23 protein-coding genes are annotated in these 23135 nt (G+C 67.6%); 10 read left to right on the top strand and 13 right to left on the bottom strand.

The genetic code is table 11. The features are described from left to right. Positions 1-107: 107 nt before the first annotated feature. From HWX31_RS16185 to HWX31_RS16145, 9 genes are all read right to left on the bottom strand, one after another. Complete coding sequence (locus tag HWX31_RS16185; RefSeq protein WP_010092200.1) at positions 108-569, bottom strand: peroxiredoxin; 462 nt, start codon at positions 567-569, stop codon at positions 108-110. Positions 570-708: 139 nt separating this feature from the next. Then, complete coding sequence (locus tag HWX31_RS16180; protein WP_059479058.1) at positions 709-1605, bottom strand: polysaccharide deacetylase family protein; 897 nt, start codon at positions 1603-1605, stop codon at positions 709-711. 13 nt (positions 1606-1618) lie between these two features. Next, positions 1619-2674, bottom strand: coding sequence for a bifunctional UDP-4-keto-pentose/UDP-xylose synthase (locus tag HWX31_RS16175; protein ID WP_010092202.1), 1056 nt, complete (start codon positions 2672-2674; stop codon positions 1619-1621). Next, on the bottom strand, positions 2671-3618 hold the full coding sequence (locus tag HWX31_RS16170; protein ID WP_174965598.1) for a formyltransferase: 948 nt from the start codon (positions 3616-3618) through the stop codon (positions 2671-2673). Before HWX31_RS16170 ends, HWX31_RS16175 begins: the two co-directional genes overlap by 4 nt. Beyond that, complete coding sequence (locus HWX31_RS16165; RefSeq protein WP_174965597.1) at positions 3615-4652, bottom strand: glycosyltransferase; 1038 nt, start codon at positions 4650-4652, stop codon at positions 3615-3617. Before HWX31_RS16165 ends, HWX31_RS16170 begins: the two co-directional genes overlap by 4 nt. Before the next feature lie 6 nt (positions 4653-4658). Beyond that, positions 4659-5810 carry a DegT/DnrJ/EryC1/StrS family aminotransferase gene (locus tag HWX31_RS16160; RefSeq protein WP_174965596.1) on the bottom strand — a complete coding sequence of 384 codons (1152 nt, stop codon included), beginning with the start codon at positions 5808-5810 and terminating at the stop codon, positions 4659-4661. 122 nt (positions 5811-5932) lie between these two features. Beyond that, on the bottom strand, positions 5933-6304 hold the full coding sequence (locus HWX31_RS16155; RefSeq protein ID WP_059611520.1) for an EamA family transporter: 372 nt from the start codon (positions 6302-6304) through the stop codon (positions 5933-5935). 12 nt (positions 6305-6316) lie between these two features. Beyond that, positions 6317-7999: a glycosyltransferase family 39 protein gene (locus tag HWX31_RS16150; RefSeq protein WP_174965595.1), complete on the bottom strand. Its 1683-nt coding sequence runs from the start codon at positions 7997-7999 to the stop codon at positions 6317-6319. Positions 8000-8127: 128 nt separating this feature from the next. Next, entirely contained in the window at positions 8128-8502 is a 375-nt protein-coding gene (locus HWX31_RS16145; RefSeq protein ID WP_042584182.1) for an Mth938-like domain-containing protein, read from the bottom strand. 371 nt (positions 8503-8873) lie between these two features. Between HWX31_RS16145 and HWX31_RS16140 the strand changes: the two genes are divergently transcribed. The 6 genes from HWX31_RS16140 to moaE all read left to right on the top strand — a co-directional run bounded on the left by HWX31_RS16140 (position 8874) and on the right by moaE (position 15255). Next, positions 8874-10112 (top strand): pyridoxal phosphate-dependent aminotransferase, encoded by a 1239-nt coding sequence (locus HWX31_RS16140; RefSeq protein ID WP_174965594.1) that lies wholly within the window; start codon positions 8874-8876, stop codon positions 10110-10112. Positions 10113-10166: 54 nt separating this feature from the next. Beyond that, entirely contained in the window at positions 10167-11495 is a 1329-nt protein-coding gene (locus HWX31_RS16135) for a homoserine dehydrogenase (protein WP_174965593.1), read from the top strand. Between the two features lie 14 nt (positions 11496-11509). Next, positions 11510-12961, top strand: a complete 1452-nt coding sequence (gene thrC / locus HWX31_RS16130; protein WP_174965592.1) for a threonine synthase — start codon at positions 11510-11512, stop codon at positions 12959-12961. 283 nt (positions 12962-13244) lie between these two features. Further along, entirely contained in the window at positions 13245-14492 is a 1248-nt protein-coding gene (locus tag HWX31_RS16125; protein ID WP_174965591.1) for a molybdopterin molybdotransferase MoeA, read from the top strand. Between the two features lie 19 nt (positions 14493-14511). Next, on the top strand, positions 14512-14769 hold the full coding sequence (gene moaD / locus HWX31_RS16120; protein WP_010092214.1) for a molybdopterin converting factor subunit 1: 258 nt from the start codon (positions 14512-14514) through the stop codon (positions 14767-14769). 9 nt (positions 14770-14778) lie between these two features. After that, a complete protein-coding gene (moaE, locus tag HWX31_RS16115) occupies positions 14779-15255 on the top strand; it encodes a molybdopterin synthase catalytic subunit MoaE (RefSeq protein ID WP_174965590.1) in 477 nt (158 codons plus the stop codon). A 138-nt stretch (positions 15256-15393) separates the two neighbouring features. On the opposite strand, the gene HWX31_RS16110 is transcribed toward moaE, so the two are convergent. Further along, positions 15394-15942 (bottom strand): group III truncated hemoglobin, encoded by a 549-nt coding sequence (locus HWX31_RS16110; protein WP_174965589.1) that lies wholly within the window; start codon positions 15940-15942, stop codon positions 15394-15396. Between the two features lie 180 nt (positions 15943-16122). On the opposite strand from HWX31_RS16110, the gene HWX31_RS16105 reads away from it, so the two are divergent. Together HWX31_RS16105 and clpB are read left to right on the top strand one after the other, a co-directional pair. Further along, positions 16123-16620: an Rrf2 family transcriptional regulator gene (locus HWX31_RS16105; protein ID WP_174965588.1), complete on the top strand. Its 498-nt coding sequence runs from the start codon at positions 16123-16125 to the stop codon at positions 16618-16620. A 144-nt stretch (positions 16621-16764) separates the two neighbouring features. Next, positions 16765-19362, top strand: a complete 2598-nt coding sequence (gene clpB, locus HWX31_RS16100; RefSeq protein ID WP_174965587.1) for an ATP-dependent chaperone ClpB — start codon at positions 16765-16767, stop codon at positions 19360-19362. A 109-nt stretch (positions 19363-19471) separates the two neighbouring features. On the opposite strand, the gene HWX31_RS16095 is transcribed toward clpB, so the two are convergent. Both HWX31_RS16095 and HWX31_RS16090 read right to left on the bottom strand, forming a co-directional pair. Further along, positions 19472-19903, bottom strand: coding sequence for a YidB family protein (locus tag HWX31_RS16095; protein ID WP_174965586.1), 432 nt, complete (start codon positions 19901-19903; stop codon positions 19472-19474). An 86-nt stretch (positions 19904-19989) separates the two neighbouring features. After that, positions 19990-20607: a ComEA family DNA-binding protein gene (locus HWX31_RS16090; protein ID WP_174965585.1), complete on the bottom strand. Its 618-nt coding sequence runs from the start codon at positions 20605-20607 to the stop codon at positions 19990-19992. 277 nt (positions 20608-20884) lie between these two features. On the opposite strand from HWX31_RS16090, the gene HWX31_RS16085 reads away from it, so the two are divergent. After that, positions 20885-21337 carry a MerR family transcriptional regulator gene (locus HWX31_RS16085; RefSeq protein ID WP_174965584.1) on the top strand — a complete coding sequence of 151 codons (453 nt, stop codon included), beginning with the start codon at positions 20885-20887 and terminating at the stop codon, positions 21335-21337. Beyond that, a complete protein-coding gene (locus HWX31_RS16080; RefSeq protein WP_059806806.1) occupies positions 21321-21719 on the top strand; it encodes a carboxymuconolactone decarboxylase family protein in 399 nt (132 codons plus the stop codon). Before HWX31_RS16085 ends, HWX31_RS16080 begins: the two co-directional genes overlap by 17 nt. A gap of 40 nt (positions 21720-21759) precedes the next feature. On the opposite strand, the gene HWX31_RS16075 is transcribed toward HWX31_RS16080, so the two are convergent. Then, positions 21760-23133 carry an MATE family efflux transporter gene (locus HWX31_RS16075; protein ID WP_174965583.1) on the bottom strand — a complete coding sequence of 458 codons (1374 nt, stop codon included), beginning with the start codon at positions 23131-23133 and terminating at the stop codon, positions 21760-21762. Positions 23134-23135 lie beyond the last annotated feature (2 nt).

Below are 23135 nucleotides of genomic sequence, written 5' to 3'. Positions count from 1 at the left end.
ACCGTCGTGATGCGCGTCAGGTGCCGGAAAGCATTGCTACGAGCACCGGCGCAGCTACGAGAAATATGGGGCGGACTGGCATTCATTGCGGCCCAATATAGCGCGCCTCAAAGCGCTTGTACAGCACCCAGCACGTCGTCCACGTGACCCGGCACCTTGATGCCGCGCCATGCCTGGCGAAGCACGCCGTCGGCGTCGATCAGGAACGTCGAGCGCTCGATGCCGCGCACTTCCTTGCCATACATTTTCTTCATCTTGATGACATCGAACAGCGTGCACAACGCTTCGTCGGCATCGGAAATCAATGCGAACGGCAGCTCGAGCTTTGCCTTGAAATTGTCATGCGAGCGCAGGCTGTCGCGCGACACGCCGACGATTTCCGCGCCGGCCTTCTTGAACTTCGGATAGAGATCGCGGAACTGCAGCCCCTCGGTCGTGCAGCCGGGCGTGTTGTCCTTCGGATAGAAATACAGCACGAGCTTCTTGCCCCGCAGGTCGGACAGCGAAAGATCGCCGCCGGTGGCCGGTGCGGTGAAATCGGGAACTTGACGGTCAACTTCGACGGACACGTGTTTCTCCTGTTGTTATGGGAGGGCGCCTTGGCGACGGCGCGCGTGGGTGACGGCGCGACTCGCGTCGCCGCACAGGGAAGGGCGCGGCGGCGGCCGCGTCGACGGGCAGGCGCATGGCGTCGCCTGCCCGCGTGGATCAGTCGGGCTGGACGATCAGCTCGCCCGACCGGCCCGGAATCTCGCCCCACGTGACAGGGTACGATGGCAGCGTGTCGCGGTCCAGCGTCGCGTGATAGTCGCCCATCGTCGCGAACGTATGGCCTTGCGCACGCCAGCCGGCGAGCAGCTGCTCGAACACCGGCGCGAGCTTCTGGCCTTCCAGCTCCGCATGCAGCGTGAAGACCTGGTCGTGCGGATTGGTTTCGGTGAACTTGAGGATATGCGCGGCGACGTTGTGCGTATCGACGCCGTCGATGCCGAGCACTTCGTCGAGCGTCGGCAGCGTCGTCGGCATCTGCACGTGCGCGAGCGTCCTGCCGCCGACGACCGGCAGGTACGGCGAATGGCCGCGGCCGTCGGACGCGTAGCGCATGCCCCACGCGTCGATCTGCTCGAATGCCGCGTCGTTCATCTGCCAGCCCGCCGCGCCGTGCGTGACGGGCGGCGCGCCGAAGATCTCGACGAAGCGCGCGTGGCTTTTCTGCATTTCACGCGCGGTCCAGTCGCGGTCGCGCGCGCGCACGTTGTCCTGCCAGTACACGTGATCCCACGTATGGATCCCGCATTCGAAGCCGGCCTCGTGGATCGCGCGCATGTCGGCGATCGCGCGGCGGCCGATGTCGGGGCCCGGCAGCAGCACGCCGTACATCAGCTGCTTCACGCCGTAATGCTCGACCACCGACGTGCGCGACACCTTCTTCAGGAACCCGGGGCGGAACACGCGCCGCAGCGCCCAGCCGGTATGGTCGGGCCCGAGGCTGAAGAGGAAGGTCGCGCGCGCGCTGAAGCGGTCGAAGATGCGCGCGAGGTTCGGCACGCCCTCGCGCGTGCCGCGCAGCGTGTCGACGTCGATCTTGAGGACGATGCGAGCCAAGCGTGCGTCCCGCTCAGCCTTGCTGTTCGACGAGCGCGCGCGCGTCGGCGACGTGGCCGCGGTACGCCTCGAAGATCTTGCGCAGCGCTTCGTCGAACGTCGATTGCGGCGCCCAGCCGAGCTCCTGCATCGTGTTGTCGATCTTCGGCACGCGGTTCTGCACGTCCTGGTAGCCCTTGCCGTAGTACGCGCCCGACGTGGTCTCGACGAGATTCACGTTCTTCGCGGAATCGGCGTACTCGGGGAACTCGGCGGCGAGCTCGAGCATCTTGTGCGCGAGTTCGCGGACCGAGAAGTTATTCTTCGGATTCCCGATGTTGTAGATCTTGCCCGACGCGACGCCGTTCGGGTTCTCGATGATCTTCATCAGCGCGCTGATGCCGTCGTCGATGTCGGTGAACGCGCGCTTCTGCGAGCCGCCGTCGACGAGGCTGATGTTCTCGCCGCGCACGATGTGGCCGAGGAACTGCGTGACGACGCGCGAGCTGCCTTCCTTCGGCGTGTAGATCGAGTCGAGGCCCGGGCCGATCCAGTTGAACGGGCGGAACAGCGTGAAGTTCAGGCCTTCCATCCCGTAGCCCCAGATCACGCGGTCCATCAGCTGCTTCGAGCACGCGTAGATCCAGCGCGGCTTGTTGATCGGGCCGTAGGTGAGGGCCGAGTTGTCCGGGTCGAACTGCTCGTCCGCGCACATCCCGTAGACCTCGGAGGTCGACGGGAACACGAGGTGCTTGCCGTACTTCACGGCCGAACGCACGATCGGCAGGTTCGCCTCGAAGTCGAGCTCGAACACGCGCAGCGGCTGCTGCACGTAGGTGGCGGGCGTCGCGATCGCGACGAGCGGCAGGATCACGTCGCATTTCTTCACGTGATACTCGACCCACTCCTTGTTGATCGTGATGTCGCCCTCGAAGAAATGCATCCGCTCGTGGTTGACGAGATCGCCGAGCCGATCGGTCTGCATGTCCATGCCGAACACTTCCCAATCGGTGGTTTCAAGAATGCGCTTCGACAGGTGATGGCCGATGAAGCCGTTCACACCCAGGATCAGGACTTTTTTTGCTTTCATGAATGACGGGAAGAATGAATGAACTGCGCGAATTCCGCGGGCGTCACGACGGTTTCGCTGCCGTCGCGCTGTTGCCACAGCTCGAGAATGGATATGGCGCGGCTGTCGCCGCAGACGCCGAATAGCGCATTATCGCTTACGTGCAGGCCGGGCGGCAAATCCGCCGCCGCCGCGGCGGCCGGGCTGCCGGGCGCCGCGACGCGCGCGCGCGCGACCACGAAGCGCGCGCCGTTCAGGTCGGTGAACGCGCCCGGATACGGGGGCGCGACCGCGCGGATCAGGTTATAGACTTGCGCGGCGGGCTTCGACCAGTCGATCCGGCCGTCCTCGGGCTTGCGCCCGCCGAAGTAGCTGCCGGCCGCGAGATCGTTCGGCAGGTGCGGCGCTTCGCCCGCGAGCAGCGCGGGGAGCACGCGCCAGAGCGTCTGCTCGGCGGCCACCGTGACCTTGTCGAACACCTGCGAGGCCGTGTCGTCCGGCAGGATCGGCACCGCGGTCTGGCCGATGATCGCGCCCGCGTCGGGCTTCGCGGCCATTTCGTGCAGCGTCGCGCCGGTTTCCGTCTCGCCGTTGAGCACCGCCCAGTTGGTCGGCACCCGACCCCGGTATTTCGGCAGCAGCGACCCGTGCATGTTGTACGCGCCGCGCGGCGCGACGGCGAGCAGGTCGACGGGCAGCATGTGCCGGTAATAGAACGAGAAGATGAAGTCCGGCCGCGCATCGACGAGCGCGCGGCGCAACGCGGGGTCCGCCGGATCGGCCGGCGTGACGACCGGGATGCCGTGCGCGGCCGCGACCGACGCGACGCTGCCGAACCAGATGTTCTCGTTCGGGTTGTCCTCGTGCGTGACGACCAGCGCGACGTCGACGCCGCGCGCGAGCAGCACCTGCAGGCAGCGCACGCCGACGTTGTGATAGGCGAAGACGACGGCGCGCGGCTTCATCGCGCGACCTCCTGGCGGCCTTCGTCGGCCGGCGCATCCTGCACGTTGCCGTGCCGCTCGAGCACGGTCTGGATCAGGTAGCGCGGCCGCGCGCGCACCTGCTGGTAGATGCGGCCGATGTACTCGCCGAGCAGGCCGAGCGCGAAGATGATCACGCCGAGCAGGAAGAACGTGATCGCGAACAGCGTGAACACGCCTTGCACTTCCGCGCCGACGATGAAGCGCCGCACGAGCAGCAGCACGAACAGCGCGGCGGAGCCGAGCGACAGGATCACGCCGATGAACGACAGCCATTGCAGCGGCACGACCGAGAAGCCGGTCACGAGGTCGAAATTCAGGCGGATCAGGCTGTACAGCGAGTACTTCGATTCGCCCGCGAAGCGCTCCTCGTGCGCGACCTCGACTTCGGTCGGCTTCTGCGCGAACGTGTAGGCGAGCGCCGGAATGAACGTGTTGACCTCGCCGCACACGTTGATCGTGTCGATGATGCGGCGGCTGTACGCGCGCAGCATGCAGCCCTGGTCGGTCATCTTGATGCGCGTGATGCGCTCGCGCAGCCGGTTCATCACCTGTGATGCCTTGCGCCGCCACAGGCTGTCCTGGCGCTGCTGGCGGATCGAGCCGACGTAGTCGTAGCCCTCGTGCATCTTCGCGATCAGCTTGCCGATTTCCTCGGGCGGGTTCTGCAGGTCGGCGTCGAGCGTGACGACGATATCGCCGCGCGACTGCGCGAAGCCGGCGAGGATCGCCATGTGCTGGCCGTAGTTGCCGTTCAGCAGCACGACGCGCGTCGTGTCGGGGCGCACGTGGAACTGGTCCGCGAGCATCGCGGCCGAGCGGTCGCGGCTGCCGTCGTTGATCAGGATCACTTCGTACGACGTGCCGAGCGCGTCGAGCGCCGGATACAGCCGCGCGAAGAGCGCGGCGAGGCCGTCTTCCTCGTTGTACACGGGAATGACGACCGATACTTCCGGGTTGGCTGCGCCCGGACGTCCGGCGCCCGGATGCCCGGCGCGTGCTTCAAGGTGACTCATGTAGGCTTACTTTCCGTATTGTTCGCAAATCTGGTTGATGGCGTCGACGACGCGACGCACGTCGTCCTCCGTCATCTGCGTGAAGAGGGGCAGCGTGACGGTCGACGCGCCGTACCGTTCGGCGTGGGGGAACATGCCCTCCTTGAAGCCGCGCGCGCGGTACAGCGAGAAAAGATGGATGGCCGGGTAGTGGATCCCGGTGCCGATGCCGCGCTCCTTCATCTGCGCCATGAACTCGGCGCGGGTGATCGTCAGCCGCTCGAGCGGCAGCGTGACGAGGAACATGTGCCAGTTGCCGTGCTCGAATTCGGCGAGCGGCAGGCCGAGGCCGAGCTTCGCGGCCGGGCCGCCTTCGAAGGCGGCGAAGTACGCGCGGGCGAGCGCATGGCGCTGCGCGGTGAAGCGTTCGAGGTGCGGCAGCTGGCCGAGACCGACGCGTGCGGCGACGTCGGTCAGGTTGTACTTGCCGCCGAGCACGTCGCAGTCCATCCCGTCGAAGCCGGTGCGCGTGATGCCCTGCAGCCGGTACTTCTGCGCGAGGATCGCCTCGTCCTCGTTGTTGAGCACGAGCGCGCCGCCTTCGATCGTCGTCAGGTTCTTGTTCGCGTGGAAGCTGAACGACACGATGTCGCCGATCGCGCCGATGCGCTTGCCTTTCCATGTCGAGCCGAGCGCCTGCGCGGCGTCCTCGATCACGCGAAGGTTGTGCGTGCGCGCGATCGCGTACAGGCGGTCCATGTCGACCGGCAGGCCGGCCAGGTAGACCGGGATGATCGCCTTCGTGCGCGGCGTGATCGCCTTTTCGAGCAGGTCGAGGTCGATGTTGCGGGTGACCGGGTCGATGTCGGCGAACACCGGCGTCGCGCCGGTTTCGAGAATCACGTTGCTGGTCGACACCCAGGAAGCGGGCGACGTGATCACTTCGTCGCCGGGGCCGACGCCGGCGATGCGCAGGCCGATCTCGAGCGTGCAGGTGCCCGAATTGAACGCACGCACCGGGCGGCCGCCGAAGTACTCGGACAGCGCGGCCTCGAAGCGCTGGTTCTGCGGGCCGGTGGTGATCCAGCCCGAGCGCAGCACCTCGACGACGCCCTGGATGGTTTCCTCGTCGATTTCCGGGCGCGTGAACGGCAGGAACGGAACGGTAGTCTGGCTCATGAACGCATGACTCGTAATGGCGTGTGAAAAGGGTCGGGCGCTTGCCCGAAACCGGCATTAAACACCGGTTGACGGATTCGTACCGTGATTTTTTGTAGGCAGGCGCTTAACGGCCGGGCGGCTCAGCTGCGCGCGAGCACGAACACCCCGACCAGGATGATGCCGATGCCGACGAGCCGCTGGACGGACAGCACCTCGCCGAACAGGTACCACGCGGCGAACGCGTTGACGACGTAGCCGAGCGACAGCATCGGGTACGCGATCGACACGTCGACCCGCGACAGCCCGACGATCCACACGACCACGCTGAGCACGTAGCACCCGAGGCCGCCGATGATCGGCAACTGGGTCGCGATCTTCAGGCCGACGGGCACGATGTTCGCACGGGTGAATTCGAAGTGTCCAACGGCGTTGACGCCGGCCTTGAGCAGCAGTTGCGCGCAGGCGTTGAGCATGACGCCGGTGATGATGCAGACGAGCGAGATCGGGTTCACGGGGCGGCGTCCTTACGATTGCGGCTTTTCGACGATCACGCGGCGGTTGTCGCGCGCGATCACGCGCATCGGCAGGCCGGTCTTGGCGAGATCGTCGTAGCGGTTCACCGGCATGATCGCGAGCGCGTAGCGCTCGTTGTTCCAGCGGGCGATCCACTCGTCGACGGTCGGGATCCACTTGTCCGGCTCGACCGAGATGCCGAAGGCGAGCTCGTCCGTGCGCGCGACCATGATCGTCGTGTGGCCGGCGTAGAACGGGAACGTGTGGTCAAGCATTTCGACCGAGTAGAACGGCGTGTCGGCCGGCAGCTTCGCCAGTTCGGCGCGCACCGCGGGCGCGAGCAGCGCGCCCGAGCTGTAGCGGCCGAACTCGTCGTGGCCGGTGCCGCCGATCGTGCCGAACGCGAGCCACGCGGCGCCGAACGCGGTGATCGCGGCGGCGACGCCGGCGCGCGCATGCCGGTTGAGCCACGCGGCGGCGAGCGTCAGCGCGGCCGCGACCGCGAGGCCCGCGTACAGCCACAGCTGGAATGCGCGGTACTGCGCGTTCGGCGTGCGCGCATCGCCCTGGTAGGCGAGGAAGATGACGCCGAACGCCGCGACGACCAGGAACACGAGGTAGCCGAGCAGGTGGCGGCGAAAGCGCTCGGCCGGCACGAGCGGCAGGTACGCGCCGATCATGAGCGCGAGCGCCGGCGCGACCGGCAGCACGTACGAGATCAGCTTCGAATGCGACGCGCTGAAGAACAGGAAAATGAACGCGCTCCAGATCATCAGCACGAGCATCGGCGCGAAGCCGTTCGGCTGGCGCGGCATGCGCAGCGCATGCCGCAGGCTCTGCCACGCGACCGACAGCCACGGCAGGAAGCCGATCAGCAGCACCGGCACGAAGTAATAGAAGGGGCCGGGACGATTCTGTTCCGGGGTCAGATACCGGCGGAACTGCTGGACGATGAAGAAGAAATTGAAGAATTCCGGGTTGCGCTGCTGGACCAGCACGAACCACGGCGTGACGATCGCGAAGAAGACCACGAGCCCGCTGACGAGGTACAGGCGCTTCCACAACGCCCAGTCGCGCGCGATCAGCGTATAGAGCACCAGCACGGCGCCGGGCAGGATCAGGCCGACGAGGCCCTTGGACAGCACCGCGAGCGCCATCGACGCCCAGCACGCCCACATCCAGCCGCGCGCGGCGGCGGGCCGCAGCCCGGGGCGCTGCGCGAGCAGCAGCGCGCAGAGCGAGATGGTCATCCAGAGCGCCAGGCCCATGTCGAGCGCGTTGAAATGGCCCATCAGGTTCCAGTACGGCGAGCACGCGAGCACGACGGCCGCGAGGAAGCCGGACAGCGGGTTGAACAGGCGCGCGCCGGTGAAGCCGACGATCAGCACGCCCGCGAAGCTCGCGAGCGCGGTATAGAGGCGCGCCTGCCACTCGCCGACGCCGAACCACGCGAACGTGAGCGCGTTGAGCCAGGTCTGCAGCGGCGGCTTCTCGAAGTACTTGTAGCCGTTGTAGCGCGGCGTGATCCAGTCGCCGGTGACGAACATCTCGCGCGCCATCTCGGCGTAGCGGCCTTCGTCGCTGGGAATCAGGTGGCGCAGGCCGAGCGGCGCGAACCAGATGACGGCGAGCGCGAGGATCAGGAGGGCGAGCGCGGTGCGATTGAGCGGTAGCCTCGACGGCGTATCGTTCATGGAAGTTTCAGCCTGTTGGTTGTTGTGATGTGCCGCCGGCGGCTTACGACGGGGCATGCGCCGGACCGGGGATCGGACCCGGCCTGGCGTGGCCCGGAACGCCGGCGAGAGTTTTACCGCATCGGGGATTAACGTTCAATTAAGAGCGCGGCGGCGACTTTGCGGCCTTCGGCCATCAGGATGTTGTAGGTGCGGCAGGCGGCCTGGAAGTCCATCGTCTCGACGCCGATGCGCCGCGCGGTGAGCGCCGCGACGAGGCGCGGATGCGGGAAGCGCAGGCGGGCGCCGCTGCCGAAGATCACGACCTCGGGCGCCGGTTCGAGCAGCATCGCGAAATGCTCGGGCGCGAGCGCGTCGAACGACGACACCGGCCACGCGAGCACCGGCCCGCCGGGCAGCACGATGACGCTTTGTTCGTGACGCTCGAGATTGACGTCGACATAATCGGGGCCATAGCCGGTAACGGTGTTGAGCGCGCCGCTCGCGTCCTGGTGCAGTTTCAAATCAGTATGTCCGCAGTTCCGATAGGTGTTCGATGGGGCCGCCTAGGTGGGGCCGCCCAAGTAGGGCCGCCTAAATGGGGCTGCCAAGGCGGGGCTTCCCGGACGGGCCGCGCGGGCCCGGGAGGCCGATTTCGAGCGCGATGCCCGACGGCGCGGGCCCGGCGCGGCTTTGTGCATTGCGAAAGTCGGCCAAAATCCGCTAAATTATAACTTTTTGGCCGCCCCCGGGCGGCATCCGCGTCGTGCGTCGCCACAAGCCGCGCCCGGCCGCCGCAAAATCGTCCAGTCTAGACAGCGCGCGTAAACCGGCCGCTCTCCAGTTTCGATTCCCGTCCCCAGGCCGCCAGGCATTATCCAGGAACCGTGTCGTCGTGAAACCGATCCAGAAATCGAACAAGCTGCTCAACGTCTGCTACGACATCCGTGGCCCGGTGCTCGAGCACGCGAAGCGCCTCGAGGAAGAAGGCCACCGCATCATCAAGCTGAACATCGGCAACCTTGCGCCGTTCGGTTTCGACGCGCCGGACGAGATCATCCAGGACATGATCCGCAACCTGCCGACGTCGTCGGGATATTCGGACTCGAAGGGCGTGTTCTCGGCGCGCAAGGCGGTGATGCACTACACGCAGGAAAAGGGCGTGGTCGGGGTCGGCCTCGACGACGTCTACATCGGCAACGGCGCATCCGAGCTGATCGTGATGGCGACCCAGGCGCTGCTGAACGACGGCGACGAGGTGCTGCTGCCGGCGCCCGACTACCCGCTGTGGACGGCCGCGGTCAGCCTGTCGGGCGGCACGCCGGTCCACTACGTCTGCGACGAGCAGAACGACTGGATGCCCGATCTCGACGACATCCGCCGCAAGATCACGCCGAATACGAAGGCGATCGTCGTGATCAACCCGAACAACCCGACGGGCGCGCTTTATTCGGACGAATTGCTGCTCGAACTGCTCGCGATCGCGCGCCAGCACGGGCTGATCGTGTTCGCCGACGAGGTCTACGACAAGATCGTCTACGACGGCCGCGAGCACACGGCGATGGGCGCGCTGTCGGAGGACGTGATCACCGTCACGTTCAACAGCCTGTCGAAGAGCTACCGCTCGTGCGGCTACCGCGCGGGCTGGATGGCCGTGTCGGGCCTGGGCGGGGACAACCGCCGGCGCGCGAAGGACTATCTCGAGGGGCTCGGCATCCTGTCGTCGATGCGGTTGTGCGCGAACGTGCCGGGGCAGTTCGCGATCCAGACGGCGCTCGGCGGCTACCAGAGCATCAACGAGCTGATCGTGCCGTCGGGGCGTCTCTACAAGCAGCGCGAGCTTGCGTACGACATGCTCACGTCGATTCCGGGCGTGACCTGCGTGAAGCCGCAGGCCGCGCTCTACATGTTCCCGCGGCTCGACCCGAAGCTCTATCCGATCCAGAACGACCAGCAGTTCATTCTCGACCTGCTGCTCGAGGAGCGCGTACTGCTCGTGCAGGGCACCGGCTTCAACTGGCCGACGCCGGATCACTTCCGCGTCGTGTTCCTGCCGAATCTCGACGACCTGACCGATTCGATCAACCGGATCGCGCGTTTCCTCGACGGCTATCGCAAGCGTCATTCGGTCTGAGCCGGGCGACACCGCGCCATCCGTTTTTAACTTTTACTCACGATCACACGCAGCATGGAACCGATCAAAGTTGGCCTGTTGGGCTTCGGCACGGTAGGCAGCGGCACCTTCAAGGTGCTGCGCCGCAACCAGGAAGAAATCAAGCGACGCGCGGGGCGCGGCATCGAGGTGGTCCGCATCGCGGTGCGCAACCCGGCCAAGGCCCAGGCCGCGCTTGCCGGCGACGCCGGCAGCGCGCAGATCACCGATGACTTCAACGCGGTCGTCGACGATCCGTCGATCGCGATCATCGCCGAGATGATCGGCGGCACCGGCGTCGCGCGCGAGCTCGTGCTGCGCGCGATCGCGAACGGCAAGCACGTCGTGACCGCGAACAAGGCGCTCCTCGCGGTGCACGGCACCGAGATCTTCGAGGCGGCGCGCGAGAAGGGCGTGATGGTCGCGTTCGAGGCGGCCGTCGCGGGCGGCATCCCGATCATCAAGGCGCTGCGCGAAGGCCTGACCGCGAACCGGATCCAGTACATCGCCGGCATCATCAACGGCACGACCAACTACATCCTGTCGGAAATGCGCGACCGCGGCCTCGACTTCGCGACCGCGCTGAAGGCCGCGCAGGAGCTCGGCTACGCGGAAGCCGACCCGACCTTCGACATCGAAGGCGTCGACGCCGCGCACAAGGCGACGATCATGAGCGCGATCGCGTTCGGCGTGCCGGTGCAGTTCGACCGCGCGTACGTCGAAGGCATCAGCAAGCTCGACGCGACCGACATCCGCTACGCGGAAGAGCTCGGCTACCGGATCAAGCTGCTCGGCATCACGCGCCGCGCCGAAAACGGCATCGAGCTGCGCGTGCACCCGACGCTGATTCCCGAGAAGCGCCTGCTCGCGAACGTCGAGGGCGCGATGAACGCGGTCGTCGTGCACGGCGACGCGGTCGGCACGACGCTGTACTACGGCAAGGGCGCGGGCGCGGAGCCGACCGCGTCGGCGGTCGTCGCGGATCTCGTCGACGTCACGCGCCTGCACACGGCCGACCCCGAGCATCGCGTGCCGCATCTCGCGTTCCAGCCGGACAGCCTGTCGAACACGCCGATCCTGCCGATCGACGAAGTGACGAGCGGCTACTACCTGCGCCTGCGCGTCGCCGACCAGACCGGCGTGCTCGCGGACATCACGCGCATCCTCGCCGATTCGGGCATCTCGATCGACGCGCTGCTGCAGAAGGAGTCGGAGCAGGTCGACGACGCGAACGGCGAGACCGACATCATCCTGATCACGCACGTGACGGTCGAAAAGAACGTCAACGCGGCGATCGCGCGGATCGAGGATCTCGCGACGGTCGTGTCGAAGGTGACGAAGCTGCGCATGGAAGCGCTGAACTGAGGGTCGAGGGCGACATGAACTACATCTCCACGCGCGGCGCCGGCATCGGCGAGCGCCACACGTTCTCCGACATCCTGCTCGGCGGCCTCGCGAAGGACGGCGGGCTCTACCTGCCGGCCGAGTATCCGCAGGTCTCGGCCGACGAGCTCGCCCGCTGGCGCTCGCTGCCGTACGCGGATCTCGCGTTCGAGATCCTGTCGAAGTTCAGCGACGACATTCCGGCCGACGACCTGCGCGCGATCACGCGCCGCACGTATACGGCCGACGTCTACCGCAACACGCGTCACGGCGAGAACGCGGCCGACATCACGCCGCTCAGGACGCTCGGCGCCGAAGGCGGCGCGCCGATCTCGCTGCTCGAGCTGTCGAACGGCCCGACGCTCGCGTTCAAGGACATGGCGATGCAGCTGCTCGGCAACCTGTTCGAGTACACGCTCGCGAAGCACGGCCAGGCGCTGAACATCCTCGGCGCGACGTCGGGCGATACCGGCAGCGCGGCCGAGTACGCGATGCGCGGCAAGGCCGGCGTGCGCGTGTTCATGCTGTCGCCGCACAAGAAAATGAGCGCGTTCCAGACGGCCCAGATGTTCAGCCTGCAGGACCCGAACATCTTCAACCTCGCGGTCGAAGGCGTGTTCGACGACTGCCAGGACATCGTGAAGGCCGTGTCGAACGATCACGCGTTCAAGGCGCAGCACAAGATCGGCACGGTCAACTCGATCAACTGGGCGCGCGTCGTCGCGCAGGTCGTCTACTACTTCAAGGGCTATTTCGCCGCGACGAAGAGCAACGACGAGCGCGTGTCGTTCACGGTGCCGTCGGGCAACTTCGGCAACGTCTGCGCGGGCCACATCGCGCGGATGATGGGGCTGCCGATCGCGAAGCTCGTCGTCGCGACCAACGAGAACGACGTGCTCGACGAGTTCTTCCGCACCGGCGCGTACCGCGTGCGCAGCGCGGAAAACACGTATCACACGAGCAGCCCGAGCATGGACATCTCGAAGGCGTCGAACTTCGAGCGCTTCGTGTTCGACCTGCTCGGCCGCGATCCGGCGCGCGTGATGCAGCTGTTCCGCGACGTCGAGGAGAAGGGCGGCTTCGATCTGGCCGCGAGCGGCGATTTCGCACGCGTCGCGCAGTTCGGTTTCGTGTCGGGCCGCAGCAGCCATGCGGACCGTCTCGCGACGATCCGCGACGTGTTCTCGCGCTACGGCACGACGATCGACACCCATACGGCCGACGGCGTCAAGGTCGCGCGCGAGCATCTGGAGGCGGGCGTGCCGATGGTGGTGCTGGAAACCGCGCAGCCGATCAAGTTCGGCGAGACGATCCGCGAAGCGCTCGACCGCGAGCCGGAGCGGCCGGCCGCGTTCGACGGGCTGGAGGCGCTGCCGCAGCGCTTCGAGGTCGTGCAGGCCGACGCGCAGCAGGTCAAGGCCTTCATCGCCGCGCATACGGAAGCGTGATCCGCCGCCGGGCGGTGAGCCCGGCGCGGCCCGACGGCCGGGAAGCCGATTCGGTGACGGATCGGTTTCCCGGCCGTTTCCGTTTGGTGTTCTGTCCGGCGGCGCGGCGTCCGGTCGGCCGCGAGGCGGGATATGCCGTACACCTGGCGGCCGGGCCGGCCCGTTGCCGAAGCCGGTGCCCGTTCGCCGCCGATAACCGCCTCCGCATGCCCGCCATATCGCACGTCCGCGCGGCGTCGTCGCTACAATGACGTATTGCTTTCCACGCTCACCGATTCAATCGATGTCGAATCCGAATCCCGCGGCGCCGCGCGCGCCGATGCTGTCGACCGCCGAGGCGCTCGGCGCGCTGCTCGATGCCGCAACGCCGCTGGCCGGCGCCGAATCCGTCGCCACCCTCGACGCGCTCGGGCGCGTGCTGGCCGCCGACGTCGAGTCGCCGCTCGACGTGCCGCCGATGCACACCAGCGCGATGGACGGCTATGCGGTGCGCGTTGCCGACCTTTTGCACGGCGAGCGACGCCTGCCGGTGTCGCAGCGCATTCCCGCCGGCCATCCGGCAGCCCCCCTCGCGGCCGGCACCGCGGCGCGCATCTTCACCGGCGCGACGGTGCCGCCCGGCGCCGACGCTGTCGTGATGCAGGAGCAGACCGAAGCCGACGGCGACGCGGTCGAAATCCTGCATACGCCGAAGGCCGGCGAATGGATCACCGCGCAAGGCTCCGACATCCGGTGCGGCGCGGTGATCCTGCCCGCCGGCACCCGGCTGACGCCGCAGGCGCTGGGCCTCGCCGCGTCGGTCGGCTGCGCGCAGCTGTCGGTCGCGCGGCGGATCAAGGTCGCGGTGTTTTTCACCGGCGACGAGCTGACGATGCCCGGCGAGCCGCTCAAGCCGGGTGCGATCTATAACTCGAACCGCTTCACGCTGCGCGGGCTGCTGGAGCGGCTCGGCTGCCACGTGACCGATTACGGGATCGTGCCCGATTCGCTCGCCGCGACCCGCGATACGCTGCGCGAGGCCGCGCGCGACCACGACGTGATCCTCACGAGCGGCGGCGTGTCGGTGGGCGACGAGGACCACGTGAAGCCCGCGGTCGAAGCCGAAGGCCGGCTCGCGCTGTGGCAGATCGCGATGAAGCCCGGCAAGCCGCTCGCGTTCGGCGCGATCCGGCGCGGCGACAGCCGGCCCGACGCGCATTTCATCGGGCTGCCCGGCAATCCGGTGTCGAGCTTCGTCACGTTCCTGCTGTTCGTCCGGCCGTTCCTGCTGCGCCTGTCCGGCGTGCGCGACGTCGCGCCGAGGGCGCTGTCGCTGCGCGCCGACTTCACGCAGGGCAAGTCCGACCGGCGCAACGAGTTCCTGCGCGCGCGCATCAATTCGGCGGGCGGCCTCGACCTGTTCCCGAACCAGAGCTCGGCGGTGCTGACGTCGACGGTGTGGGGCGACGGCCTGATCGACAATCCGCCGCACCATGCGATCAGCGCGGGCGAGACCGTCCGCTTCCTGCCGTTTTCCGAACTGCTGTCCTGACGGGGCAGAGCCTTTCGACATGAAGATTCAACTGAAATTTTTTGCGAGCGTCCGCGAGGCGCTGGGCGTTTCGGACGAGCAGGCCGACGTGCCGGACGGCGTGACGACCGTCGGCGACGTGCGCGCGTGGCTGCGCATGCGCGGCGGCGCGTGGGCCGACACGCTCGCGGAAGGCCGCGCGCTGCGCATGGCCTGCAATCACGAAATGACCGACGCCGGCACGCGGATCACCGACGGCTGCGAGGTCGCGTTCTTTCCGCCGGTCACGGGCGGCTGAGGAGGCGCGATGGCAACGGTGCGAGTCCAGGCCGGCGACTTCGACCTGAATGCCGAGGTGGCGGCGCTGCGCGCGCGCAATCCGCGGATTGGCGCGATCGCCTGCTTCGTCGGCACGGTGCGCGACCTGAACGACGGCGATTCGGTTGCCGCGATGGAGCTCGAGCACTATCCGGGGATGACCGAGAAGGCGCTCGAGCAGATCGCCGCCGATGCGTGCCGGCGCTGGCCGGGCATCGACGTCGCGATCGTGCACCGGGTCGGCAAGCTTTACCCGCTCGACCAGATCGTGCTGGTCGCGACGGTCGCCGCGCACCGCGGCGACGCGTTCGCGTCGTGCGAGTTCGTGATGGACTACCTGAAGACCCAGGCGCCGTTCTGGAAGAAGGAAACGACGCCCGACGGCGAGCGCTGGGTGGATGCCCGCAGCACCGACGACGCCGCGCTCGCGCGCTGGGGCGTCGAATCGGGCAACGCACCGCGCTGAGCGCGGCCAAGGGTACGGACCAAGGGGCGCCGCCGGCGTTGTGCGCGGGCCACGCAGGGGCCGCGTCGTTGCGTCGCGGCGGGACGGAGCCTGCGTCAAAGCGTCGCGCGGCTGCTTCGCGCGACTGCTCCGCGCGGCTCAATCCTCTGACGAACCGCGCCCGATGATCTTCGCCGGGAACGGTTCGCCGCGCGTGCGCGACGGCAGGTGATCCGGATCGTCGCGACGGCGCGGTGCGACCGCGTCGAGCAGCGCCTGCTGTTCGGGCGGAATCCGGTAATCCCAGCCGAAGCGGCTCAACTGCAGGCTTTGCGCGATCCGCAGCGCCGGCTCCATGAAGCGGACCGCCGCGGGCGGCGTGTAGCGTGCTTCGACCGTATTCAGGAACAGCGCCAGCCAGCGGCTGAAATGCGTGGGCTCGAGGCCGTCGAGCGGCTGATGCGCCTGCTGCACGTTGCCGCGGTAGCCCTTGGTGCCGAGCACGAGGCTCGACCAGAAGGTCACCATCTTCGGCAGGTGCTCGTCCCAGCGGCCGGCCAGCTTGCCGTCGAACACGGGCCCGAGCAGCGGATCGGCGCGCACGCGGTCGTAGAACGCGTAGACGAGCGCGCGAATGTTGTCTTCAGTGGGTTCCGCGTCGCGGGGCCGGTTCGGCGCGGCGTCGGGCGGGGTAGACGTGGCGGTCATGACGTGACGATAAAGGGGCCGGGCGAAGGGCGGGACGCCGGCATGATTTTGACGCACAATAACGTCGGCCAACCCCTCGATAAACGTGCTGATGTCCCGCATCTTATTGCGCGCCGGCCGTCCCGGCAACCGGGGGCGCGCGCGTAATCAGCGCATGATCATCAAACACCGCTTTCATCCATGAGACTGACCGACTACACCGACTACTCGCTGAGAGTCATGCTGTACCTTGCCGTGCGCGGCGACGGGCTCGCGACGATCCAGGAGATTTCGGACGCCTACGGCATCTCGAAGAACCATCTGATGAAGGTCGTGCAGCGCCTGGGCGAGCTTGGCTGGGTCGATACCGTGCGCGGCCGCAACGGCGGGCTGCGGCTGTTCCCGCACTCGACGCGGCTGACGGTCGGCCAAGTCGTGCGCGAGACCGAGAACGATTTCGCGCTGGTCGGCTGCTTTGCCGGCGGAGAATCGACGCGCGCGTGCGTCATCGAGCCGCACTGCCGCCTGAAGGGCGTGCTGGCGGCGGCGCGCGACGCGTTCTTCGCGGAACTCGACCGGCACACGCTCGGCGAGCTCGCGCAGCCTGCGTCGCCGCTCGCGGCGCTGCTCGGCATCAAGCCGATCGCCTTCGTGCGGGACGCGGCAGCGCCCGCCGAGCCGTCGCCGCTCGCCAGCTGACGCGTGCGCCGCGCACTGCGGGCCGTCCGTTCGCAGATTGCGCCCGTCCGTCAACACTTTTGCGCTGAATCAACAGGAATCCGCTTGAAAGCCGCATAACGATCCTCATTTGGGTATTAATCGAAAATTGGAGGTCTCTACCAAATGAGAATCGACAAGCTCACCACCAAATTCCAGGAAGCGCTGGCGGATGCGCAAAGCCTCGCGGCAGGCCGCGACAATCAATACATCGAACCGGTTCACGTGCTGGCCGCGCTGATCGCGCAGCAGGACGGCTCGGCGCGCTCGCTGATGTCGCGCGCGGGCGTTCACGTGCAGGCGCTGCAAGGCGCGCTGAACGAGGCGATCTCGCGCCTGCCGCAAGTGACGGGCACGGGCGGCGACATCCAGCTCGGCCGCGAGCTGATCGGCCTGCTGAACCAGGCGGACAAGGAAGCCCAGAAGCTCAACGACACGTTCATCGCGAGCGAGATGTTCCTGCTCGCGGCCGCCGACGACAAGGGCGAGGTCGGCCGGCTCGCACGCCAGCACGGCCTGACGCGCAAGGCGCTCGAAGCCGCGATCGCCGCGGTGCGCGGCGGCTCCCAGGTGCACAGCCAGGACGCGGAAAGCCAGCGCGAGGCGCTGAAGAAATACACGGTCGACCTGACCGAGCGCGCCCGCGCGGGCAAGCTCGATCCGGTGATCGGCCGCGACGACGAAATCCGCCGCTCGATCCAGATCCTGCAGCGTCGCACCAAGAACAACCCGGTGCTGATCGGCGAGCCGGGCGTCGGCAAGACCGCGATCGTCGAAGGGCTCGCGCAGCGGATCGTCAACGGCGAGGTGCCGGAGACGCTGAAGGGCAAGCGCGTGCTGTCGCTCGACATGGCGGCGCTGCTCGCCGGCGCGAAGTATCGCGGCGAATTCGAGGAGCGCCTGAAGGCGGTGCTCAACGACATCGCGAAGGACGAAGGGCAGACGATCGTCTTCATCGACGAAATCCATACGATGGTCGGCGCGGGCAAGGCCGAAGGCGCAATGGACGCGGGCAACATGCTGAAGCCGGCGCTGTCGCGCGGCGAACTGCACTGCATCGGCGCGACCACGCTCGACGAATACCGCAAGTACATCGAGAAGGACGCCGCGCTCGAGCGCCGCTTCCAGAAGGTGCTGGTCGACGAGCCGAGCGTCGAGGCGACGATCGCGATCCTGCGCGGGCTGCAGGAGAAGTACGAGCTGCACCACGGCGTCGACATCACCGACCCGGCGATCGTCGCCGCGGCCGAGCTGTCGCATCGCTACATCACCGACCGCTTCCTGCCGGACAAGGCGATCGACCTGATCGACGAGGCCGCGTCGAAGATCAAGATGGAAATCGATTCGAAGCCCGAAGAGATGGACAAGCTCGACCGCCGGCTGATCCAGCTGAAGATCGAGCGCGAGGCCGTGAAGAAGGAGCAGGACGAAGCGTCGCAAAAGCGCCTGCAGCTGATCGAGGAAGAAATCGAACGGCTCGGCCGCGAATACTCGGACCTCGAGGAGATCTGGACCGCCGAGAAGGCCGCGGTGCAGGGCAGCGCGCAGCTCAAGGAAGAGATCGAGAAGGTGCGCGCCGACATCGCGCGCCTGCAGCGCGAAGGCAAGCTCGAGAAGGTCGCGGAGCTGCAGTACGGCAAGCTGCCGCAACTCGAGGCGCAACTGAAGCAGGTCACGCAGGCCGAAGAGCAGGAGCAGCACAACCCGACGCGCCCGCGGCTGCTGCGCACGCAGGTCGGCGCGGAGGAAATCGCGGAAGTCGTGTCGCGCGCCACCGGCATTCCGGTGTCGCGGATGATGCAGGGCGAGCGCGAGAAGCTGCTGCACATCGAGGAGAAGCTGCACGAGCGCGTGGTCGGCCAGAACGAGGCGATCGACGCGGTCGCCGACGCGATCCGCCGTTCGCGCGCGGGTCTCGCCGATCCGAACCGTCCGTACGGCTCGTTCCTGTTCCTCGGCCCGACGGGTGTCGGCAAGACCGAGCTGTGCAAGGCGCTCGCGGCGTTCCTGTTCGACTCGGAAGAGCACCTGATCCGCATCGACATGAGCGAGTTCATGGAGAAGCACAGCGTCGCCCGGCTGATCGGCGCGCCGCCGGGCTATGTCGGCTACGAGGAAGGCGGCTACCTGACGGAAGCCGTGCGCCGCAAGCCGTACAGCGTGATCCTGCTCGACGAGATCGAGAAGGCGCATCCGGACGTGTTCAACGTGCTGCTGCAGGTGCTCGACGACGGCCGGATGACGGACGGGCAGGGCCGCACGGTCGACTTCAAGAACACGGTGATCGTGATGACGTCGAACCTCGGCTCGCAGGTGATCCAGGCGATGACGGGTTCGCCGCAGGAAGAGATCAAGGACGCGGTGTGGCTCGAGGTGAAGCAGCATTTCCGCCCCGAGTTCCTGAACCGGATCGACGACGTCGTCGTGTTCCATGCGCTCGACCGCAGCAACATCCAGTCGATCGCGAAGATCCAGCTCGCCCGCCTGCACGACCGGCTCGCGAAGCTCGACATGGCGCTCGACGTGTCGGAAGCGGCGCTCGAGCAGGTCGGCAAGGTCGGCTACGATCCGCTGTTCGGCGCGCGGCCGCTCAAGCGCGCGATCCAGCAGGAGATCGAGAACCCGGTCGCGAAGCTGATCCTCGCGGGCCGTTTCGGTCCGAAGGACGTGATTCCGGTCGACGTCCGGGAAGGCAAGTTCGTGTTCGACCGCGTCGTTCACTGAGCGCGCGTCTTGGTGCCGGGCCCGGTGCGCAATGCCGGGCAGCCAAAAGCAAACACCCCGCCGCGAGGCGGGGTGTTTTTTCATCCGGCGTGCAACTGCCGGCTCAGGCTCACGCTGGCTTGTTGCCGCCGAACAGGCCTGCGAGCTGTGTCAGCGTGCCGAGCACGTTCGACGTGTCGACCTGGCCGTCGGCCGGCACTTCGCCGTTCGGCGTCGCATGGTTGACGACGTGCGGCAGCACCTGCGCGAGGAGGCCCGACGCCTGCGCCGGATCGACGCCGAACTTGCTCGCCAGCGCGCCGATGGCGTCGGAGCCGAGCACGTTCTGCAGCGTGTCGGCCGAGATCGGCTGGTTCTCGCCGGTGCCGACCCACGAGCCGATGATGTCGCCGGCGCCGCCGGCCTTGAACTTCTCGATCAGGCCGTTCAGGCCACCCGGCTGGTTGTTGATGAATTCGAGCGCGGCCGACAGCAGCGCGCTTTGCGAATTGCCGCCGGCCTGGCCGCCGAGCAGACCGCCGACGATGTCGAGTAGACCCATGATTCTTCACCTTCAATGAAACGGCGCCGCGACGGCGGCGCCCGTGGAACGAAGCCGCGCGCGCATTGCTGCGCACGCGGCGCGCATCAGGCGCCCGACGCCGCGGCGGCGGAGGCAGCCTTGTCTTTCTTGCCTTTCTTCTTCGAACCCTTCGTTGCCTTCGCGGACGACGCGTCGGCCGGCGCGCTTGCATCCGCGGCCGGCGCCGATGCGCCGGCGGCCGCGGCGGCCTTGTCCTTCTTCGACGCGCGCTTGGTCTTGGCCGGCTTCGACGCCGCTTCCGGCGCGCTCGCGGCCGACGCGGCCGCGGCGGTCGTCGCGGCGCCCGTCGTGGCCTGAGCCGTCGTGGCCGGCGTTGCGGCCGGTTTCGTCGCCGGCGCCGTCGTGCCCGCCGTCGCGGCCGGCTTCGACGCCTTCACGCCTTTCGGCAGCGTCGCCGAGCCGCCGATCGTCAGGCCGTTTTCCTCGAGATGCGCGACCGACTTCGTGCCGAGGCCCTTCACGCGGTTCGCGAGATCGTCAGCATCCTTGAACGGGCCGTTCTTGGTGCGTTCGTCGATGATCGCCTTCGACTTCACGGGCCCGAGACCCTTGACGGACTCGAGCGCGGCCTGGTCGGCCGTGTTGACTTCGACCGCCGCGGCGAAGGCCGCGGTCAGCGACAGCGATAGCGCGACGAACAGCATCAGCAGCTTTTTCAGCATGGCAAAGGCTCCCTGGTTCGAACGGATGAATGGCTGTTGCAACGGACGGCGGGCGGCACGGGGCCCGGCGTCGCCGTTAAGCATAGGACAAGTGCGTGCCCTTTTTAAGACAGACTGCCGGAATCTTGCTCAACGCTTGCGCTGCTGTAAAGGGCGCAAGCCCCGTCGGACCGCGGTTTTGACGATGTTTGACGGAATTGCCGCTCACGTCGCACTGGCCGTCGACAAGGTGTTGACTTAGAGTGAACTCTAAGTCCTAACCTTGAGCCTGTCTGTCATGTCACCCGTATCGAAGACTTCCGCCGCACGCGCCCTGACGATCGGTCAGGTTGCCGAACTGATGGGCGTGTCGACGCACACGCTGCGCTACTACGAGCAGGCGGGCCTGCTGCGCGCAATCGCGCGCACGCCGGCCGGGCACCGGCTGTACGCGCCGGCCGACCTCGACTGGCTGCGCTTCGTGATGCGACTGAAGGCGACCGGCATGCCGATCACGCAGATGCAGCAGTTCGCCGCATTGCGTGCACGCGGCGAGCCGACGCTCGGCGCACGCCGCGAACTGCTGGTCGCACATCGCGATGCGGTGCGCGCGCATATCGCGGAGCTGCAGGCGAGTCTCGACGTGATCGGCGAGAAAATCGCCTATTACGAGACGGCGGAGCGCGACGCGGGGCGACAGGCGACATCCCCACAACCGGAACAGGACACACACGATGGAACGACTCGCTGACGACCGCTACACGCGCGGCTGGAACAAACTGAAGGAAATCGACGGCGACGTGGGCGAACGCGTGATCGCGGCGCTCGCGCCGATCGCACCGGATTTCGGCCGGCTGCTGGTCGAATTCGGCTTCGGCGACATCTACAGCCGGCCGCAGCTCGACCTGAGGGCGCGCGAGATCGCGACGATTGCCGCGCTCGCCGCGCTGGGCAACGCGCAGCCGCAGCTCAAGGTGCATATCGAGGCGGCGCTGAACGTCGGCTGCACGCGCGACGAGATCGTCGAAGTGTTCATGCAGATGGCCGTCTATGCGGGGTTTCCGGCCGCGCTGAATGCGCTGTTCGCCGCGCACGAGGTATTCCGGCAGCGCGACGGCGAGGCGGCGGCATAGGCAGCACGGGCGGCCGCATGACGCGGGCGGCGCGTGCCCGTCATGCGTGCTTGCAGGCGGGCTCGGGCGAGGGCGCCGGCGCGCGGCTCACGTGGCGCAGGTACAGCGCGAGCCCGGCGCCCGCCAGCATCAGGCTCATCGTGTTCGCGAACCAGAAGCCGCGCGCGCCGGTCAGCCACGCGGGCGAGTGGCCGCCGACGTCGAAGCCGAGCAGGTAGCCGCCGCCGAGCCCGACGCCCCACAGCGCGACCGCGTAGATGACGGTCGGCACGGCCGCGACCTTGTACGCGCGCAGTGCGAATGCGGACGTGACCTGCAGCGCGTCGAAGAAGTGATAGCAGGTGACGATCGCGACGAGCGGCATCGCGGCCGCGGCGACTGCCGGGTTCGGCGTGTAGCCGCCGACGATCAGCGGGCGCAGCGCGAACACCAGCAGGCCATACAGCGCAGCGATCCCGCACGCGAGCGTCACGCCGTGGCGGCCGAGCAGCCGGGCTTCGTCGAGCTGCCCGGCGCCGAGCGCGCGGGCGACGAGCGTCGACGTGGCAACGCCGATCGACAGCGGCGTCATGTACAGCACGCCGCTGATGTTGGCGGCGATTTGATGCCCGGCGAGCGTCGTCGTGCCGAACTGCGCGATGAAGAGCGCCATGCAGGTGAAGGACGTGACCTCGATCAGGTACGACAGGCCCATCGGCACGCCGAGCTTCAGGATCGCCTTCTGGCGCGCCCAGACCGGCCAGCAGAAGCGCGAGAAGATCGCGAGCGGCGCGAACACGTCGAGCTTCGCGAGCAGTGTGAAGCCGACCAGCGCGAGCGCCCAGTTGATCACCGTGCTCGCGAGCCCGCACCCGGGGCCGCCGAGCGCCGGCACGCCGAACCCGCCGAAGATGAACCAGACGTTCAGCGGAAACTTGAGCGCGAGCGCGCCGATCTGCAGGATCATCGCGAGGCGCGGCTTGCCGGCCGCGTTGGTGAGCGCGCCGTAGATCCGGAACACGAGGCTCGCCGGCAGCCCGAACGACAGGAGGCGCAGATAGGCGACGGTGCGCTCGTGCAGCGCGGCGGGTGCGTGCGCGAGACGCAGCAGCGGTTCGGGGAAATGCAGCAGCAGGAAGCCGGGCACCGCGAGCAGCGCGGCGAGCCACAGCGCCTGGCGGACTTCCTCGCCGATCTCGGCGTAGCGCCGCGCGCCGTACAGCTGGCCGGTGATCGGCTGCAGCGCGGACAGGATGCCCGTCAGGCCGATGAAGACCGACAGGTAGATCGATGCGCCGAGCCCGAGCGCGGCGAGATCGGTGGCGGAGAAGCGGCCGACCATCGCGGTGTCGGTCACGCCGAACGCAATGATCGCGAGCTGGCCGACGAGCACCGGCCACGCGAGGCCGATGATCCGACGGATATCGGCCAGCATCG

The organism is Burkholderia ubonensis (assembly GCF_902833085.1).
Taxonomy (GTDB): Bacteria; Pseudomonadota; Gammaproteobacteria; order Burkholderiales; family Burkholderiaceae; genus Burkholderia; species Burkholderia ubonensis.
The sequence above is the reverse complement of the archived record's forward strand: the minus strand, read 5'-3'. Positions and strand labels throughout refer to the sequence as shown.

What these genes read in the sequence shown, in the direction of transcription:
- moaD (WP_010092214.1), top strand. Translation starts at nt 14,512, where the DNA reads ATGAAGATTCAACTGAAATTTTTTGCGAGCGTCCGCGAGGCGCTGGGC.
- HWX31_RS16170 (WP_174965598.1), bottom strand. Translation starts at nt 3,618, where the DNA reads ATGAAGCCGCGCGCCGTCGTCTTCGCCTATCACAACGTCGGCGTGCGC.
- HWX31_RS16165 (WP_174965597.1), bottom strand. Translation starts at nt 4,652, where the DNA reads ATGAGTCACCTTGAAGCACGCGCCGGGCATCCGGGCGCCGGACGTCCG.
- HWX31_RS16125 (WP_174965591.1), top strand. Translation starts at nt 13,245, where the DNA reads ATGTCGAATCCGAATCCCGCGGCGCCGCGCGCGCCGATGCTGTCGACC.
- HWX31_RS16085 (WP_174965584.1), top strand. Translation starts at nt 20,885, where the DNA reads ATGTCACCCGTATCGAAGACTTCCGCCGCACGCGCCCTGACGATCGGT.
- HWX31_RS16150 (WP_174965595.1), bottom strand. Translation starts at nt 7,999, where the DNA reads ATGAACGATACGCCGTCGAGGCTACCGCTCAATCGCACCGCGCTCGCC.
- clpB (WP_174965587.1), top strand. Translation starts at nt 16,765, where the DNA reads ATGAGAATCGACAAGCTCACCACCAAATTCCAGGAAGCGCTGGCGGAT.
- thrC (WP_174965592.1), top strand. Translation starts at nt 11,510, where the DNA reads ATGAACTACATCTCCACGCGCGGCGCCGGCATCGGCGAGCGCCACACG.
- HWX31_RS16095 (WP_174965586.1), bottom strand. Translation starts at nt 19,903, where the DNA reads ATGGGTCTACTCGACATCGTCGGCGGTCTGCTCGGCGGCCAGGCCGGC.
- HWX31_RS16110 (WP_174965589.1), bottom strand. Translation starts at nt 15,942, where the DNA reads ATGACCGCCACGTCTACCCCGCCCGACGCCGCGCCGAACCGGCCCCGC.
- HWX31_RS16160 (WP_174965596.1), bottom strand. Translation starts at nt 5,810, where the DNA reads ATGAGCCAGACTACCGTTCCGTTCCTGCCGTTCACGCGCCCGGAAATC.
- HWX31_RS16105 (WP_174965588.1), top strand. Translation starts at nt 16,123, where the DNA reads ATGAGACTGACCGACTACACCGACTACTCGCTGAGAGTCATGCTGTAC.
- moaE (WP_174965590.1), top strand. Translation starts at nt 14,779, where the DNA reads ATGGCAACGGTGCGAGTCCAGGCCGGCGACTTCGACCTGAATGCCGAG.
- HWX31_RS16075 (WP_174965583.1), bottom strand. Translation starts at nt 23,133, where the DNA reads ATGCTGGCCGATATCCGTCGGATCATCGGCCTCGCGTGGCCGGTGCTC.
- HWX31_RS16135 (WP_174965593.1), top strand. Translation starts at nt 10,167, where the DNA reads ATGGAACCGATCAAAGTTGGCCTGTTGGGCTTCGGCACGGTAGGCAGC.
- HWX31_RS16090 (WP_174965585.1), bottom strand. Translation starts at nt 20,607, where the DNA reads ATGCTGAAAAAGCTGCTGATGCTGTTCGTCGCGCTATCGCTGTCGCTG.
- HWX31_RS16175 (WP_010092202.1), bottom strand. Translation starts at nt 2,674, where the DNA reads ATGAAAGCAAAAAAAGTCCTGATCCTGGGTGTGAACGGCTTCATCGGC.
- HWX31_RS16080 (WP_059806806.1), top strand. Translation starts at nt 21,321, where the DNA reads ATGGAACGACTCGCTGACGACCGCTACACGCGCGGCTGGAACAAACTG.